Genomic DNA, 16,208 nt, shown 5'->3' with positions numbered 1-16,208 from the left:
ACCAGACGTCGACTGGATCGCGCTGAGCCGCGATTGAGCTCGACCAGGAACAACAAAACAATCAGCCCCAGAGGAGTGAAAGGATGTCCAAGGTAAGCAGGACAAGAGTTGGAGCTTGGGAGACTGTCAACACGATCGTCGGGATTGGTTTGATGGCGGCCGCTCTCGGGAGTGCGGCGGCTGCTTCCGATGAAACAACGGAAGAGCGGCTTCTCAATGCAACGCAGGAAACGAGCAACTGGCTGCATCACCACCGCGACCACACGGCACAGCGTTATTCGCCGCTCAGCCAGATCAATCGCAACACGGTCAAGGGGCTGCACGTGGCCTGGACAATGGCGCTGGGCGGTATCGAGGGTGGCGGGATTTGGAGCCATGGCGGTTTGGAGGGGACTCCGATTGTCGAGAATGGATTCATGTATGTCACAGATGGGTGGGGATCTCTCTACAAAATCGATCTCCACGGCGGCAACGGAACACTCGTCTGGAAAATGGATCCAAAGACCGATCACGACTGGGCCGGCGCCATTGCTTGTTGCGGAGTTAATAATCGAGGCGCTGCGCTATGGGGCAATTTTGTAATTTCACATACCCTCGATGGACGACTGATTGCCACGAATAAGGAGGATGGCAAAGTCGCTTGGGAGCGCAAGGTAGCCGATCCAGACAAGGGCGAAGTGATCACCGGTGCACCGTTGATCGTCAAGAACATGGCTATTACCGGCGTGGCGGGTGCCGAGTACGGCATCCGCGGCTGGATTGCTGCGACTGACTTGAAGTCCGAAAAGGAAGTTTGGCGAACCTATACGATTCCAGGCAAGGGGGAACCAGGTAACGAGACTTGGAAGGATGATCACGAGTCATGGAAAACTGGTGGTGGATCCACCTGGGTGACCGGATCGTATGATCCCCAAGCCAACTTGCTCTACTGGGGGGTCGGAAATCCTGGCCCCGACTTTGATGCTGAATATCGTCAGGGCGACAACCTATACACTGATAGTACCCTCGCGCTCGATCCGGACACCGGAAAGATCAGATGGCATTTTCAGCATACACCGAATGATCCCTTCGACTATGACAGTGTTGCGGAAAGAGTTCTCGTCGACCTCCAGATCAAGGGAAAGCCGCGCAAGGTGGTTCTTGAAGCCGATCGCAACGGCTTCGGTTACGCGCTCGATCGCACCGACGGCTCTTTCCTTTGGGCAACGCCGTTCGTGAAGAAGGTGACATGGACCAAGGGCATCAACCCCGAAACGGGAAAACCGATTGAGTATGATCCAAGCAAAGCGGTCCAAACCTATGATCCTCAGGCCACGCTGAACCGGAAGAACACCCATGTCACCATTTGTCCAGGACATAACGGTGGCAAAAACTGGCCGCCTACTGCGTACAATCCCGACTTGAAGAGCTGGTATATCCCGGTCATCGAGGGCTGTGACGAGTTGGATAACAAAGAGACAAAACCTGGCGATTGGAAGGCTCGTGAATTCTTCACAGGGGGCGGTCCAGTCGTGAAGATGCCGATAACAGGAAGCGTAACCGCCATTGACGTTAGCACTGGCAAGGTCACGGGCAAGTATGAGACCAAGTATCCGATGCTGGGCGGGCTGCTTGCAACGCCCGACTTGGTGTTCGCTGGTCATCCATCCGGAGAACTCTACGCCCTCGATGCCAAGACATTGGACAAGGTGTGGGAATTCAATACAGGTGGCGGCGTCAACGCTCCTCCCATGACCTTCTCCGTCGACGGAAAGCAATATATTGCGATCCTCGTGGGACTGGGCGGCGCCTGGGACAAGTGGAATCTCGATTCCACGAAGGGCCTGGAAAAGGTCTCCCCGGGCTCCATGCTGTACGTTTTTGGGTTGTGATCCGCTGTGAGGCGAAGTGGGGCGGCACTGTGCTCGCCCCATTTTCCTAGATTGGTCCGAGAGGAAAAAGAATGGAATTGAAGGTCGTGCGCTGGACCCAGTGGGTAGACCGCGCGCTACGCGTTGGCTTGATCAGCTTATTCGTGGGTGGTGGCTTGGCTCTTCTCGCGACAGAAGACTCTGCTTGGGGCGAAGGTGGTGTGCCCGTACCGGGGCAGGTCATTAACGGCGCGCACCGCGCCCGGGATGAAGGGCAACGCATCTACGAAAAGGCAAATTGCGTAGGCTGCCACAAATGGCATGGCGATGGGGGCGGCGGCTATGGAGGCGCAGCGCTTTCGTTGCGAGGTACGCAGCTCAGTCGCGATCAAATCGTCGAGGTCGTCCATTGCGGGCGCCCGGGAACGGGAATGCCGCACTTTGGTCGCCACGCCTACAAGGAATACGGATGCTATTCGGGGATCACGGCTCAGGATTTGGGCAAGGACCTGCCTCCGGATGCAGCTACATTTCTCCGGCCGGAAGAAATCGAGAAGGTCGTTGATTATGTTCTGGAGCACATCAAAGGGAAGGGACCGACCAGCTATCAAGACTGCATTGACTTCTTCGGAGACAGCTCGAGAGCCTGCGAAGTGTACAAGAACAGATCGACTGGTTCGCAAACAACCGGAAAGGAAGCGAAGCAATGAAACATCGACAATTGGCCTGGGCTTTGTCGCTATTGCTTCTCTTGCTCGCTTGGGAAAATGCGAACGCACGCGATACGATCGACTTACGCGACCTGAGTCTGGGCATGTCAGTCGCCAATATTCCGCCCAAGGAGTACATTAACCTCGCTTGCGCCGCGAAGGAGGATGTCAAGCTGTCGTCTTGGAACCACTTTCGGGCATGCCCGGCCGATGAAACGGGTTTGCACAGTATCTCTTTTCGTTTCAACAACGAAGTAAATCCGCTGGCGGCTGTGAACGACAAGTATGAAGGTACGAAGCTCGGCGGCCATCCTGTGTTGCTGAGGGGTCTCGTAGACAGCAGCGGCGCGTTGCGAGGTATTCGGATCGACACGGATCCGAGCGCACGTCTCTTTTGGCGTAAGAAGGCCTATCTCTTGGCTCTTTCTGTGAGAGCTCGGTACGGCGAGGCGGGTTGGATCTGCCGAGAGCTGGAGTCTCGTGAGGATGAAAGTCCGGTGGCCGGTCTACTTATCAAGGAACGTTGCGAGAAGCGCTCAGAGCGGCGGCACTTGATCCTAGACCGGGAACTCTATCGGCGCGCGGACCAGCCTGTTTCGGACTTTGTCAATGCGACGCACCTCATCATTGAACAGACGACCGACCACTGACTGGCATTGCCGACGATCGAGCAATTTGATCTGGCGCCCTGCGGTGCCGCCTTCTGGCAAGGGTGTTTCGTTGTGCAATGTCGAGCTGGATTAGTATTTCGCCCGCGGGGGCAACGAGCTGGCCGATAGCGGCGACGCGCGTCTGCCAGACGCGCTGGAGCGTATCGTTCCCGATCGCAACGAATCCGCTGGCAGACCGGGCTCGTCTGCTTACCTCCCTGACTTAAGCCGCTCTTGGAAAGGTCCAGCAGCGGCTTCTTTTTTAAACCTCCAGGGCCATGGTGGGCGCGCCGTCAGCTTGCTGCTCGCCTGGCGGTACGGCCATTTGCGAGGATTGGTCCCGTTGCATCTGCCAGAATATACTAGAGATTCTGCGCTGTAATGGTGAGAAACTGGACCGGCGCACTGCTCACATCGACATCGATTAGTCCCAGACGGTGAAGCACTGTATCCAACGAGCGCCGTGCCTGCGTTTCAGGCGCGCCGTCGATGCAGATGTCCATCAATCCTGAGCGAAGACACTTTGCCGTGCTCTGAGTAAGCGCGTGCCCGATCCACAATATCTTGGCAGGATGTGCGTTCAAAGCCGCCGCAATCCCCTCCCTGCCGGCCCCCACGCTATAAAGTCCGATAACGCGATCCCCGCTGCGTAGCGCTTCAGAGAGCCTCTCTGCCGACAGCAGATTGTCGTCATGGCCAAAAATGACGGCGCAAAAATTACGATGGCCATCGGCGTGCTGCATCAGATAGTCCGAGAAGCCCCTTATGCGCTCCCGATGCGCCCGGTAGGCTCCGCTGTGGCACATGGCGAGGACAGTGCCACGAATTCCACGGAGCATGCGCGACATATAATACGCGGCCGTTCTCCCCGCCGCGTAGTTGTCAATGCCGATATAGGGCACGTCCTCGTCGGCGCTTCCCGTCAGCAACTGTACGACTTCCACACCCGACATGCGGGCTTGGCGAATGCTCTCGGTAATTTCAGGATGGTCTGGAGCTAGAACAATTAGGCCGGCGCGCCGAACAGGTGGCTTCGCAATATGCTGGGCGACGCCCGTGATGTCGTCCTCGCTAACGAAGGTCCGGTGCACTAAAATGGCCGGATCCAGAGAGGCAGATATCCGCTGGAAAGTAGCGTTGAGGTCAGCATAAAAAACCTCGGCTTCCGGTTGAACGAGGAGAACCTCAATCCGAATGATGCCGCTATGGGGCCTCAATCGCCGATCGCCATATTTTAGCTTTTTTGCGGCCCTGATGACTCTTTCGGCAAGTTCGGTCCTAACTCCACCGCGGTCATTGAGAACCCGCTCCACGGTTGCGGTTCCGACATTCGCCTCACGCGCGATGTCTCTGATGGTCGAACCACTCAAAGGCGTGCTCCTTCGGTGTGACTTTGATCAACAAGGCCCGAGCGACTGTGGCTACTTACACCCTCGATTTAGCCTGTACATTTAAGGAACATTGCCGTCGAAAGTGTAGGACGTCTTCACCGTCGTATAAAACTCTTGTGCGTAGCGGCCCTGCTCGCGCGAACCATAGCTGGAGCCTTTGCGGCCCCCGAACGGCACGTGGTAGTCCACCCCGGCCGTCGGCAAGATTTACCATCACCATGCCGGCCTCTGCATTGCGCTTGAAGTGGTTGGCGTATTTTAGGCTGCTGGTGCAGATCCCCGAAGACAGGCCGAACGGGGTGTCGTTGGCCAGTTCAAGCGCCTCGTCGTAGTCTTTCGCCCGGATCACGGTAGCAACTGGCCCGAAAATCTCCTCGCGCGCGACACGCATCTCATTGCTCACGTGCGTGAGCAGTGCGGGCGCGAGATAGAATCCGGGCAACTCCCGCTTCAGGAGCTCGCCCCCGGCAACCAGCTTTGCGCCTTCCGCCTGTCCTATGCTGATATGCTTCAGGTCCTGGTCGAGTTGGCTCTGGTCGACGACCGGGCCGATATGCGTCCCGACTTGCAAAGCATCATAAATGACAAGCCCCTGCATCCGCTCCTGCATGGCGGCTACAAATCGATCGTGAATGCCATCTGTCACAATCAGCCGCGACGAGGCCGTGCAGCGCTGACCGGTGGAGAAGAAGGCGCTGTTCACGGCGAACTCCATTGCCAGCGTCAAATCGGCATCATCAAGGACCACCATGGGGTTTTTGCCCCCCATCTCGAGTTGAAGCTTCTTCATCGGTTCAGTGGTGATGCAGGCCTGGGCGATCTTGCGCCCCGTCGGCACTGAGCCTGTAAAGGAAATGGCAGAAACATTCGAGCTGTTCAGCATCGCCTCACCAACCACCGAGCCCCGGCCCATCACGAGGTTGAATACACCTGCCGGCACTCCGGAGCGGACGATGATCTCGGCGAGCGCATGAGCCGAACCCGGGACGAGCTCGGCAGGCTTGAACACAACGGTGTTGCGATAAGCAAGCGCTGGCGCAATCTTCCAGGCTGGGATTGCAATGGGGAAGTTCCAGGGAGTGATGAGCCCGATGACGCCGACCGCCTCGCGGGTGATCTCCACACCGACTGACGGCCGTACGGACGGCAGCGTCTCGTCTGTCATGCGGAGGCACTCGCGAGCGAAGAATTGAAAGATGTGCCCGGCACGCGCGACCTCGCCAATCCCTTCTGCCAAGGTCTTGCCCTCCTCGCGGGAGAGCAGGCGGCCGAGCTCGCCCTTGCGAGCGTGGATCTCGTCGCCAATCGCCTTTAGAATGTCATGCCGCGTCTGGATGCTGGAACGCGACCAGGTCGGAAATGCGTGGTGAGCCGCCGCAATCGCGCGCTCGGTCTCTGCAATCGAGGCGCGGGCATACTCGCCCACGACATCGTTGGTATTGGACGGGTTGATATTTGGGCAGGCCTCCGCAGCCGGAAGCCATTCGCCAGCAATGTAGTTGGTTGTCATCGATAAGCTCTGAATTTGATTGAATGTTGGAGGTGCATGAGCTTTCGGCCTCGCACGTCAGCTCGCCGAGTAAACCACTTCAGGCAGAACCATTCAGTGGCCCCAGCGGAGGGCCAACGGGTTGACCTCGCGCGCCAGCTCGATTAGGCCGGCTTTCGTGTGGGGATGAATTTGCTCCATCGGATGCCGCACCGCGTCAGATCTGATGACGTTGCCCTCTCTCATCACGGTCTTGGCTGCACGCAAGGGCAGCACCTTTGCATAGGCAGCGGCCGCTTCCGTGCTGCGACCCGCCATATGATGATCGAAAACGGGCCGCAACAAATCCGGACATAGCGCGCTCGACATCGTCCCCGTCGCCCCAGCTCGCAGATCTGCCATCATAGTGATGGCTTCCTCTCCATCAAACGGACCGTCTATGGCAGCATTGCCCGCCTCGATCAGATTGCGCAGCTTCGCTGCGGCAAACGGGACTTCGATCTTGAAATAGCTAACAAGCGGCACCTCCTGTGCGAGCCGAACGAGAAAGGGTACCGACAGCGTGACGCCGCTGAGCGGGGTGTCCTGCACCATGATCGGAATTCCCGCCGCATCGGCGACACGAGCGAAATGCTCGATCATATGATCTTCATCCGCCTTGAGACCCGCACCGTGATAAGGCGGCATCAACATCAGGAGGCTTGCGCCTCGCTCGGCGGCATGGCGTGCGCGTTCCACTGCAATCCGAGTGCTGAAATGGCTGCAAGTCACCATGACCGACTTGCGGCCTGCGACATGTGACAGGCAGAGGTCAACCAGCAATCCGCGCTCCTCGTCTGATAACAGGAACTGCTCGGAATAATTGGCAAGGATGCAAATTCCGTCGACTTTCTGATCGATCATGCAATCCAAAACGCGCCGTTGTCCCTCGAGATCGAGATCTCCAGAGTCCGTGAATGGCGTTGGCGCGACGGGAAACAGACCACGATAGGGCCGGATTTTCTGGACTTGCATGAGCTAGGATCTCTTTGCGAGGGATGAGGAGCTTAGGAAGTGCAACGGTGTTGGCATCGATCGGGATCGCGAATCTCGCTCGCCTCGCCGCCAAGCACCTTGCCGCGAACATGGATCGTTAGCTCACGAAGCCCGCTAACGGCGGTGGTTCGACCTGTGAGGTCGTCTGACACTGGGATTGCCAGGAGAGTTGAGCGTGACAAGACAATGCGAACGGGCGGCGTGTTATTGGCGATCCTTCGCGGGCGCAGTGGAGTCTCGAACGATCAAGCGCGTTTCGAGCTCGACCCTTGCATGTATGTCCAGCGAATGTTGATCAGCCAAAAAATAGTTGGCAGCCTGTTCGCCCATCAGACGAGCCGGGACATCAACTGTCGTAAGACCCGGAGTGAGATACTCGGCGATATCGAGATTATCGAAGCCGATCATCGATATGTCTTGAGGCACGTTTAATCCAGCATCCTTGCATCCGCGCATTGCTCCGACAGCAAGAACGTCGCTCCCACAGAATATCGCTGTGACATTTCTATTTTGGTTTAGAATGAGTTTGGCAGCCGCTCGGCCCCGGCTGAACTCGTAGGGAGATTCCACAACGACAACACTGGAGCGGCCTATTCCGCGACGCTCAGCCATGGCCAGGAAGCCCTCGAGGCGACCGGACGCACGGTCGTTGTCACGCGTTACTCCAGCGATGACCCCGAGGTGCCTATGGCCGAGGTCTGCAAGGTAGTTTGCTGCCAAAGCCCCGCCGCTGCGGTTGTCAAAACCCATGCTGGGGATCGAATCGTCCTCGGAGAGGGCGTAAGTGATAGCAAATCTTACTTTGTGCTCACGCAGCAGCTTGAGCGTTTCCTTCCGATGGCAAGAACCCACGAGAACAATACCGTCGACGCCCTTTTCGATAAGGTTGCGCACGACGCGTGTTTCCCGGTCCAGATCGTAACCTGTTGCAGAGTAGACCAGCGAAGCGCCGGCCGGTGCTAGCCGGCTCTCCAGACCTTCAAGCATTCGCGTGAAGATCGCGGCATCCAGCGTCGGAACTATCAAGCCAATCAGTCGAGAACGCGAAGACCGCAGCGCGCGTGCTGATCCGTTGGGAACGTAGCCGAGTTCATCAACTAGCCGAAGAATGCGCTCTCTCAAGTCGATTGCAACGGTTTCGGGCCGATTCAATACGCGGGAGACCGTGGCGATAGAACATCCGGCCCGTTTCGCTATCTCCACCACAGTGGGTGATTGCCTGCCTCGGTCAATTCGGGCCGTTCTTTCTAACGCCATGAGCCTGCTTCTTTCCCGCCAGCCAGCCTCGAAAGGCCACCCATCAGACAAGTTGGTGAAATCGTTATCATACTTCAGACGCTGGCGCAATCGATCGAATCGGCCGAAACGCCCTGGAAAGCCGTGGGAATCGGCGCAGTCTTGGCCGCTTTATCTTTTCCCTTGTCCCGAGCTTGAGGATGATGTAAACCTTTTCAGACCGGGCGTCCTCAGTCGAAGCTGCGCGTGGTGCTGGGGCCGCAAGGCGGGTCCCGCAGCGCTCAGAACTATCGAACCGGCCAGTGGAGAAGGCATGCACGTGAAAAAGAATAAGCGAACCGGCGAAGTGCCGATCATTACGGATCGGCAAGCCGTTGCACTGATCTCCGATGGCGATTGCGTCTATTTCGGCGGCTCGGCCGGAGTTGCGATCCCTGAGCTAGTCATCGACGCGCTTCGTGACGTTCATTCCGAGCAAGGGTCTCCCAAGAACTTGATGCTGGTGGGGACGGTAGCCATCGGCGATTGGGCGACGACAGGATTCAACAAGCTGGCAGCCCCAGGCCTGGTGCGTCGAGTGGTAGCCAGCGGCTTGAACAATTGTCCGGCGCTAGGACGCCGTGCGCTGGATAATGAAATTGAAGCCTACACCCTCCCTCAGGGAGTCTTGGCACAGCTCACCCGCGAAAACGCAGCGGGGCGGCCCGGGGTGATCACGAAAGTAGGCCTTAGAACTTTCGCCGACCCCCGCATCGGCGGCTGCAGGCAGAGCGAGTGCAGCAAAGAGGATATGGTTGCCGTTGTCGATATCGAGGGAGAAGAGCATCTCCTCTACAAGACCTTCCCCATCCAGGTCGCGATTCTGCGAGGCAGTATCGCGGACGTGAAGGGAAACATCTCGCTCGAAGACGAGGCATATGTCGGCGAAAGCATGTCGATTGCCGCTGCCACACGCCGCTCCGGCGGAATAGTCATTGTCCAGGTGAAGCGGGTCGCAGCATCCAATACATTAAACCAGCGAGAAGTGAGAATACCGGGGGTTTTGGTCGATTACCTCGTCGTCGATCCCAATCAGCGACAGACCTATGCGACGGAGTATAGCCCTGCCTATGCCGGAAAAATGCGCGTGCCGGACGGGAAGATCGCGTCGCTGCCGTTCGATGTGAGAAAGGTGATCGCGCGACGAGCGGCCCTTGAGTTGACCCCAGGAGCTACCGTCAACATTGGCTATGGTATCTCCAACGGAATTGCGGTTGTGGCCGCGGAAGAGGGGATATACCGCTCAGTCACATTGACAGCTGAGCAGGGGGTCATCGGTGGCATTCCCGCCCCCGGACAGGACGCCGGCGCCGGAACGAACTACGACATGATTGCGCCGCAGCCGGATCAGTTCGACTTTTACGACGGTGGCGGGTTGGACATCGCATTCTTGTCTTCTGCTGAAGTCGATCGACACGGCAACGTCAATGTGAGCCGCTTCGGCGACAAGATCATAGGGCCAGGTGGCTTCATCAACATCAGTCAGGGCGCTCGAAAAGTCGTTTTCTCCGGCACTCTCACTGCAGCGGGATTGGATGCAGCCCCGGACAACGGCACTCTCGTCATCGCTAACGAGGGGGCGGTCAAGAAGTGGGTGAAGGACGTCTACCAAATCACCTTCAGTGGCGCTTTTGCAAAGGAGCGAGGGCAAGAGGTCGTCTTCATCACCGAGCGTGCCGTGTTCAAGCTCACGCCGAACGGCGTCATGCTGACCGAAGTCGCACCTGGCATATCCGTCGAAAAGCACGTGCTGCCGAACATCGAATTCGACGTGCTCGTCTCGCCCGACCTGAAGCTGATGGACGCGAGCATATTCAAGAATGAGCCAATGAATTTGGCCGTGCAGTTTCATGACAACGCGGGACGGGCGTAAGGAGCGGCTGACGTGAAGTTCGTCTCGATAGAATGCGAAGACAAAGTCCAGATCCTGGCGATGAATAGGCCAGAGCGACGCAACGCTCTCGGCGAAGAGATGCTAAAGGATCTGCTTGAGTCAGTAGACAAGGCTTCCGGCGACACCGCCGTGAACGTCATCCTGATCGCTGGAAACGGTCCAGGTTTCTCGGCTGGCGCAGACCTGAAGGATTTTTCGGCTGGCAATATCGACGACACTTTTGACGTGAATCGCCGGCTGGGTGCATTTGTGCGCTCTCTTGCTCTAGTCAGAAAACCGGTCGTCTGCGCGGTGGATGGGTTTGCCTTGGGCGGCGGCCTTATGTTGGCGGCCTCGTGCGATGTTGTTGTAACGGCTCGGGAAGCGCGCTGGCATTTGCCGGAAGTGTCTTTAGGCTGGCTGCCGGGCTTCGGGTTGGACACTTTGGCAGCACGCGTCGGCCCGTTTGCGGCTCGGTCCTTGAGCTGGAGTCCGACTGCGATCGACGGATTAGAGGCACACCGGTTGGGCTTGGCCGACATTTTGTCGTCTCCGACTGAGACTGCTCGCGAGGCGGCGCTCCGCTATGCCAAGGGACTGGCGGCAATGCCGCCCCACGCCGTGCTCACCACGAAACAGTTTTTCTCCACCTCAGTAACCGCGAGGGCAGAAGTCATGGATGACTTGGCAAACCGCTACTTTGTTCAGGACATTCTGCATGAGACAGCGCAAGCTAATCTGCAACGCTTCCTTCCGAAGAAAGCAGCCGGGGCCTAGCCTGTGCTTACATAAAAGGTTCTTCACGGTGTTTGATTTCAAGGAATGACATGGATCAAGCCGTCTCTCCTCTGATCGTCGTCGAGCGATCTTACCCAGACGTACTCCTGCTGCGGCTCAATCGCCCAAAGCAAAGGAATGCACTGAGTGCGGCCCTCTTAGGCCAGCTTGCGGATGCGCTTCGTGCGGCTCGCTCGGATGAGGCGGTGCGATGCGTAGTTTTAACTGGCGATGAGAGCGGCTTTTCCGCTGGAGCCGACATCAAGGAGATGCAGCAGCACGGTTTTGACGCGCTGAGCGATCCTGCACGGCAGCATGCATGGGATTCCATCGCCGCCTTCCCCAAGCCGCTCATTGCAGCGGTTCGAGGCGTCTGCCTCGGCGGCGGCCTTGAGCTCGCGATGCTAGCTGACATCCTGCTGGTCGCGGAAGACAGCGTGCTTGCGCAGCCGGAAATCACGATCGGGATCATGCCTGGAGACGGCGCTACCCAGCGGTTGACGCGGAGCATTGGCAAATCCCTCGCTATGCAGATGGTGCTGACAGGTGAGCCAATTAGCGCGGAAAGAGCAGTGGCTGCTGGGCTCGCGTCCGAAGTGCTGCCGCCGCTTGAGTTAGTCGAACGGGCGCTCGCGATAGCACGCGTCATCTCGAAACGCGCGCCGATTGCTGCTCAATTGGCGAAGGAGTCGATTCAGGCAGCTTACGAAACCCCGCTGTCGGCTGGCTTGGCGATTGAGCGACGCTCCATCCGGTACGCATTCACCACCGATGACCAAAAGGAGGGCATGGCTGCCTTCGTCGAAAAGCGGCAGCCAATATTCTCCGGACGTTGAGCGAAGAGACTCAAATCGTCTCGTGATCTCGCAAAGTCGTACTCGATGCGATAACCGAACCGGCGCTTCTGTCGCGAGATAATGTAAACGTTTTCATCACAACAAAACCGAGGAAACAAAATGACCACTATCGTTGAACCGATCGCTTCAGCCAATCCGCAAAGCCCTGCTCGGGAAGTGCCGCACCAAAAACAAGTAGCCACCAAGAGCATGACCATTGCTTTGGGCGGTGGTGTAGCCCTGGAGTGGTACGACTGGACCGTCTACGGAATGATGGCTGCTTTCCTGTCGCCCCTTTTCTTTCCGTCCAGCGATCCGACAACGTCGCTGCTTGCCGCACTCGCCGTCTATGGCGCAGGTTTCTTCGCGCGACCGGTTGGAGCTGCGATACTCGGTCCAATCGCCGATCGCATCAGCCACAAGCGGGTGATGATGATCTCGGTCACCGCAATGGCCTTGTGCTCGCTGCTCATTTCCGTCTTGCCGGGTTATAACGAGCTCGGAGTTGCAGCGGCTGTCATATTGCTGGTCGTCCGGCTTATCCAAGGATTAGCTACCGGCGCTGAGGCCGGAGTCGCAAATGCCATTGCGATTGAACTTGCTCCGCCAGGCCAGGAGGGGCGGTACCTTGGCCTGATCAGCGGCACGTTCATCCAGCTCGGTGTTTTCGGATCCAGTTTGGTCGCCTTTCTCGTGAGCGCCTCCGTGACGCCGGAGATAATGCACGATTGGGCTTGGCGGCTACCTTTTGCCGTCGGCGGAGTGCTCGGTCTGCTGATCATCTATCTGCGCAGCAAACTGCCAGAAACCTTGATCAAAAACGTCATCCATCGGGACGAATTGTCGCGTACTCAGGAGACCACTGGTGGCGTCTGGAAGACCCTCTGGAGCGTCCGCCTTTCGCTGCTCGCAGTCATCCTGGTCGTCGGAGCGGTGCAGATCGCGAACTACGCGTGGAATGCTGGCTTGCCCAATCTGGCGAACGGCGTCTTCAAGGAGAATAGCACCTGGGTGTACGGGATCACGACGCTGATGGGCGTGATCTGGATCGTTACGGCGCCATTTGTGGGGGCCTTCGCGGACAAGGTTCGGGCTTCGCGCGCGTTCACGCTGCTACGGCTCTTGCTCGTGGCGTGCTTCTTCCTCACGTTGCTCTATTCCGAGAAGAGCATTTCCACATTCTTCTTTGTCATGGTGTTTGGCGGCGCGGTGGTCGGCTTCAACATGGCACTGTACAACTTCATCGCAACCACATTGATGCCACGCGCGGTGCGCACGACGGGCATCGCTGTGGGGTATGCCCTTGGAGTATCACTCTTTGGCGGTACCTCACCCTATTTGCTGGTCTGGTTGCAGCACGCGAATATGGCTTGGATGTTCCCGGTTTATGGATCTGTGGTCGCGGTGTTGAGCGTCATCGTCTATCACGCAGCAAAAAGGCGGGGGCTGGTCTACATCGGCGACTGAATTCAACCCTTCTAGCTTTATCAGGGCTCAGTCTGGAGCCGACGTTCTCCCAGGAGAAAATATGTCGAGAAGCAATTACCTGTCCGCACGCGACCGCATGCTGGTGCGCATCGCGCAAACGAGGGACATTGCCGAAACAGGCCTGCCGCACTGGGCTCGCACGACTGATGGAAAATGGACGTTCACGCCCGATGGTGATTGGACCGGTGGTGCCTTCGTCGGCCAGCTTTGGCTTGCGCATCTGGCCGATCCACAGCGCTTCCCAATTTCTGACGCGCGTGCCGCACTGAGCAGAATGCTGCCTCGGGCCCAGCTCCGGACCGCATTCAAAGGGTTTGGCTTCTACCACGGTGCGGCGCTTGGAAGCATCCTCTTCACCGATCAAATAGCACGCGATGCCGCGCTTAGTGCAGCCAGGTCGCTGGAGCAGATGTTCGATCCCAAACTGGGCTTGATCCCGCTCGGCCAGGATGCCGAGGAAGCCAACGCTGTTGGTACTGCTGAAAGCAGCATCGACTCCCTTCAAGCCACGGGTCTGCTTTATTGGGCGTCGGACCAGTTGGGGGAACAGCGCATGGAAGAGATCTCCAATGCTCACATGCGGAGAGTATTGGACATCCATGTGCGATCCGATAATTCGGTGATCCAATCATCCACACTCGACCCGCAAACCGGTAAGGTGCTCAGGAGGCACACGCATAAGGGATACAGCGATATAAGCACTTGGGGACGTGCGCAGGCGTGGGCGATTCTTTACACCGCTCATGCGGCAATGGTTCGTCCAAAGGAGCCGCTGTGGCGCGAGTATGCGGTGCGCGTGCTGGACTGGTGGATCGACCACGTGCCCACGGATCTGGTCGCGTATTGGGACTTTGACGATCCAGCAATTCCAAATACGAGCCGGGATACCGCCGCCACCGCTATCGCCGCGGCAGCATCCTTGAGACTTGCGTCCGCACTGGGCGCCACTGCGGGGGCCAAGTACCGAGACTTCGCGGAGCGGACAGTCGCCAAACTGGTCTCGGCATATTTGACGCCCATCGTCCCTTCCGACGAGCGGCCACCTGGAATGCTCACGGGGGGATGTTTCACCCGAAAAGCGTTGGCGCGGGACATCGACACCGCGCACGATGCAGAACTGATATTTGGCAGTTACTTCCTATTTGAAGCTCTTGCGATCCTCACTGGTCTCGTGACCATGGGGCGGATCTGATCCTGTGTTTGCACCTGTGGTAATGACGTTCCGTTCGGTGGTTCGCCTCTGCAAAACGTCTGCGATTCCGAGGGGAGCGCCTAACATCACATTATGCGATCGGACTCTATTAGAAATTCGAGCAGCGGATTTGATTGCACGCGCCAGCGGCGAAGAAATGGAGGCTGTCGAGCCTATGCGACAAGAGGCGAGGAATGCGCAACAGCTTCGATGGTTCTCACCACGGTTCAGCAAAGAGCTGCGCGATGTGCGGCGGAAAGTTCGCGCTGATCCGTATTGGTGGCGGACGGCCCTTTGCTCCACGAAATGCGTTCGACCGCTTCAAAGCGCGCCGAGAGGCGTACCAGAAGTGGGCTTCGCGCGTTGCAGACGGCTAACACAAGTGACGTGTGAGCTTGATAGTGCTCTACGACGGTGAGACGGCCAACGTACTGTAATTCACTGTCCCTCGCTCCGACGAGTTTCCCTTTGCGGGGGTGCTCTGGCTCGTCGTCCTACTTCACCGACGTCGGCAGATATTCAACGTTCTGACTCGTGCGTTGAGTTCTTTGCAGAGACCTAAGCGTAGTCCTTCGGCGACGTTGGACTGTTTTCGCACAGACAAGGCGGCGTTGCCCGCTCTCTCCCCTGTCGTGCAATCGAGGGTGCGTAAATGCGCTGCCTTTGTCTCGGAGCGGTTCTTGGCCCGACAGCGGCACTGCTGTGGACCGCTAGGACGATCTTCCAGCCTTCCACCTCTGTTGATCAGCAGGCCATTTCCAGCGCGCAGAGACCCGTCATTCGTGTTCGCGCCAAGCTTGATGACGATCACCGGACTCCGCGATCGCCATCCCTAGGAACTAGTTCGAGCTGGCAGAGAAGTACGGCCCGAATAGTCACGAGAAGATTGGAGCGTGGTGGATGAAGAGCACAGGGCCCTCCGGCAGTCTAGTTTGCCCGCTTGACACGGCTGCGCGGAAAAAGTTCTCCATTTTTTCATGTCCTTGGAACGATTTCTTGCGCCGGGCGCATGGAATCGGGCGGTGAAATTCACCTCAAGGCGGGAGTGGATTATGCGATACGATCGGGTAGACGCGCGTATCCTCGAGATCGTGCAAAAGAACAACCGCCTAACGTCCGAGGCAATCGGTGAACTGGTGGGGCTTTCGGCCACGGCATGCCAACGAAGACTAAAGAGGCTCCGTTCGGAAGGCATCATCGAGGCCGAGGTCTCAATCGTTTCGCCGAAGGCAGTTGGAAGACCAATCCAAATGCTTGTGTTGGTTACACTGGAGCGGGAGCGTTCGGATATAATTGATAGGCTTAAGAAGGCCATAAAATCGTCAGCTGAAGTCGTCAACGGCTTCTACGTTACTGGCGATGCTGACTTTATCTTATACGTTACCGCACGCAGCATGGAGGATTATGAGGAGTTCACTAGACGCTTCTTCTATAAGAACCCGGACATCAAAGGCTTCAAGACGATGGTCGTACTGGATCGGGTAAAAGCTGGCTTTGCTGTTCCAGTTGAGACGCCTCCCTGCACTAGACTAAGCAATCGGTGACGGGTGTCTCCATCCGGCAATTCCGCTGGTGACCTTGCCCCACCGGCTTAGTCCAGCTTGAAGTTCGCTCTGGCTCAGACTAGGACCAGAGCATATGA

Annotated in this window: 13 protein-coding genes and 1 pseudogene; 10 read left to right on the top strand and 4 right to left on the bottom strand. The window is 57.6% G+C overall.

Features of this window, described 5'->3' with window-relative positions; genetic code table 11:
* Window positions 1-83 precede the first annotated feature (83 nt).
* The 3 genes from N2605_RS26080 (at window position 84) to N2605_RS26070 (ending at window position 3,210) form a co-directional block, all read left to right on the top strand.
* Window positions 84-1,871, top strand: coding sequence for a PQQ-dependent dehydrogenase, methanol/ethanol family (locus N2605_RS26080; RefSeq protein WP_311735323.1), 1,788 nt, complete (start codon window positions 84-86; stop codon window positions 1,869-1,871).
* A gap of 71 nt (window positions 1,872-1,942) precedes the next feature.
* On the top strand, window positions 1,943-2,560 hold the full coding sequence (locus N2605_RS26075; RefSeq protein WP_260343622.1) for a c-type cytochrome: 618 nt from the start codon (window positions 1,943-1,945) through the stop codon (window positions 2,558-2,560).
* A complete protein-coding gene (locus tag N2605_RS26070; RefSeq protein ID WP_260343620.1) occupies window positions 2,557-3,210 on the top strand; it encodes a hypothetical protein in 654 nt (217 codons plus the stop codon). The genes N2605_RS26075 and N2605_RS26070 overlap by 4 nt, the downstream gene beginning before the upstream one ends.
* Window positions 3,211-3,572: 362 nt before the next feature.
* Here N2605_RS26070 and N2605_RS26065 read toward each other — a convergent pair whose 3' ends face one another.
* The 4 genes and pseudogenes from N2605_RS26065 to N2605_RS26050 form a co-directional block, all read right to left on the bottom strand.
* The gene (locus tag N2605_RS26065) at window positions 3,573-4,580 is read right to left on the bottom strand and encodes a LacI family DNA-binding transcriptional regulator (protein ID WP_260343618.1); all 1,008 of its coding nucleotides are present in this window, start codon (window positions 4,578-4,580) and stop codon (window positions 3,573-3,575) included.
* Window positions 4,581-4,661: 81 nt separating this feature from the next.
* Window positions 4,662-6,111 (bottom strand): annotated as a pseudogene (locus tag N2605_RS26060) (aldehyde dehydrogenase family protein).
* Between the two features lie 93 nt (window positions 6,112-6,204).
* Window positions 6,205-7,104, bottom strand: coding sequence for a dihydrodipicolinate synthase family protein (locus N2605_RS26055; protein WP_260343616.1), 900 nt, complete (start codon window positions 7,102-7,104; stop codon window positions 6,205-6,207).
* A gap of 225 nt (window positions 7,105-7,329) precedes the next feature.
* The gene (locus tag N2605_RS26050; RefSeq protein WP_260343615.1) at window positions 7,330-8,472 is read right to left on the bottom strand and encodes a LacI family DNA-binding transcriptional regulator; all 1,143 of its coding nucleotides are present in this window, start codon (window positions 8,470-8,472) and stop codon (window positions 7,330-7,332) included.
* A 202-nt stretch (window positions 8,473-8,674) separates the two neighbouring features.
* Between N2605_RS26050 and N2605_RS26045 the strand changes: the two genes are divergently transcribed.
* The 7 genes from N2605_RS26045 (at window position 8,675) to N2605_RS26015 (ending at window position 16,110) form a co-directional block, all read left to right on the top strand.
* On the top strand, window positions 8,675-10,273 hold the full coding sequence (locus tag N2605_RS26045; RefSeq protein WP_260343614.1) for an acyl CoA:acetate/3-ketoacid CoA transferase: 1,599 nt from the start codon (window positions 8,675-8,677) through the stop codon (window positions 10,271-10,273).
* A 12-nt stretch (window positions 10,274-10,285) separates the two neighbouring features.
* Window positions 10,286-11,050, top strand: coding sequence for an enoyl-CoA hydratase/isomerase family protein (locus N2605_RS26040; protein ID WP_260343613.1), 765 nt, complete (start codon window positions 10,286-10,288; stop codon window positions 11,048-11,050).
* Between the two features lie 50 nt (window positions 11,051-11,100).
* Entirely contained in the window at window positions 11,101-11,886 is a 786-nt protein-coding gene (locus N2605_RS26035; protein ID WP_260343611.1) for an enoyl-CoA hydratase-related protein, read from the top strand.
* A gap of 120 nt (window positions 11,887-12,006) precedes the next feature.
* Window positions 12,007-13,353, top strand: coding sequence for an MFS transporter (locus N2605_RS26030; protein WP_260343610.1), 1,347 nt, complete (start codon window positions 12,007-12,009; stop codon window positions 13,351-13,353).
* Window positions 13,354-13,414: 61 nt separating this feature from the next.
* On the top strand, window positions 13,415-14,566 hold the full coding sequence (locus tag N2605_RS26025) for a glycoside hydrolase family 88 protein (protein WP_260343609.1): 1,152 nt from the start codon (window positions 13,415-13,417) through the stop codon (window positions 14,564-14,566).
* A gap of 194 nt (window positions 14,567-14,760) precedes the next feature.
* The gene (locus N2605_RS26020) at window positions 14,761-14,943 is read left to right on the top strand and encodes a hypothetical protein (protein WP_260343608.1); all 183 of its coding nucleotides are present in this window, start codon (window positions 14,761-14,763) and stop codon (window positions 14,941-14,943) included.
* 675 nt (window positions 14,944-15,618) lie between these two features.
* Window positions 15,619-16,110: an Lrp/AsnC family transcriptional regulator gene (locus tag N2605_RS26015; protein ID WP_260347493.1), complete on the top strand. Its 492-nt coding sequence runs from the start codon at window positions 15,619-15,621 to the stop codon at window positions 16,108-16,110.
* The last annotated feature ends 98 nt before the right edge of the window (window positions 16,111-16,208 follow it).

Source organism: Bradyrhizobium yuanmingense, assembly GCF_025200905.1.
GTDB classification, from domain to species: Bacteria; Pseudomonadota; Alphaproteobacteria; order Rhizobiales; family Xanthobacteraceae; genus Bradyrhizobium; species Bradyrhizobium yuanmingense.
Note: the sequence above shows the minus strand (reverse complement) of the source record. Positions and strands in the feature narration are given on the sequence as shown.

Bases quoted from the DNA above. Each gene is read 5' to 3' on its own strand.
- N2605_RS26080 (WP_311735323.1), top strand. From the start codon at position 84: ATGTCCAAGGTAAGCAGGACAAGAGTTGGAGCTTGGGAGACTGTCAAC.
- N2605_RS26075 (WP_260343622.1), top strand. From the start codon at position 1,943: ATGGAATTGAAGGTCGTGCGCTGGACCCAGTGGGTAGACCGCGCGCTA.
- N2605_RS26070 (WP_260343620.1), top strand. From the start codon at position 2,557: ATGAAACATCGACAATTGGCCTGGGCTTTGTCGCTATTGCTTCTCTTG.
- N2605_RS26055 (WP_260343616.1), bottom strand. From the start codon at position 7,104: ATGCAAGTCCAGAAAATCCGGCCCTATCGTGGTCTGTTTCCCGTCGCG.
- N2605_RS26045 (WP_260343614.1), top strand. From the start codon at position 8,675: ATGCACGTGAAAAAGAATAAGCGAACCGGCGAAGTGCCGATCATTACG.
- N2605_RS26035 (WP_260343611.1), top strand. From the start codon at position 11,101: ATGGATCAAGCCGTCTCTCCTCTGATCGTCGTCGAGCGATCTTACCCA.
- N2605_RS26030 (WP_260343610.1), top strand. From the start codon at position 12,007: ATGACCACTATCGTTGAACCGATCGCTTCAGCCAATCCGCAAAGCCCT.
- N2605_RS26025 (WP_260343609.1), top strand. From the start codon at position 13,415: ATGTCGAGAAGCAATTACCTGTCCGCACGCGACCGCATGCTGGTGCGC.
- N2605_RS26020 (WP_260343608.1), top strand. From the start codon at position 14,761: ATGCGCAACAGCTTCGATGGTTCTCACCACGGTTCAGCAAAGAGCTGC.
- N2605_RS26015 (WP_260347493.1), top strand. From the start codon at position 15,619: ATGCGATACGATCGGGTAGACGCGCGTATCCTCGAGATCGTGCAAAAG.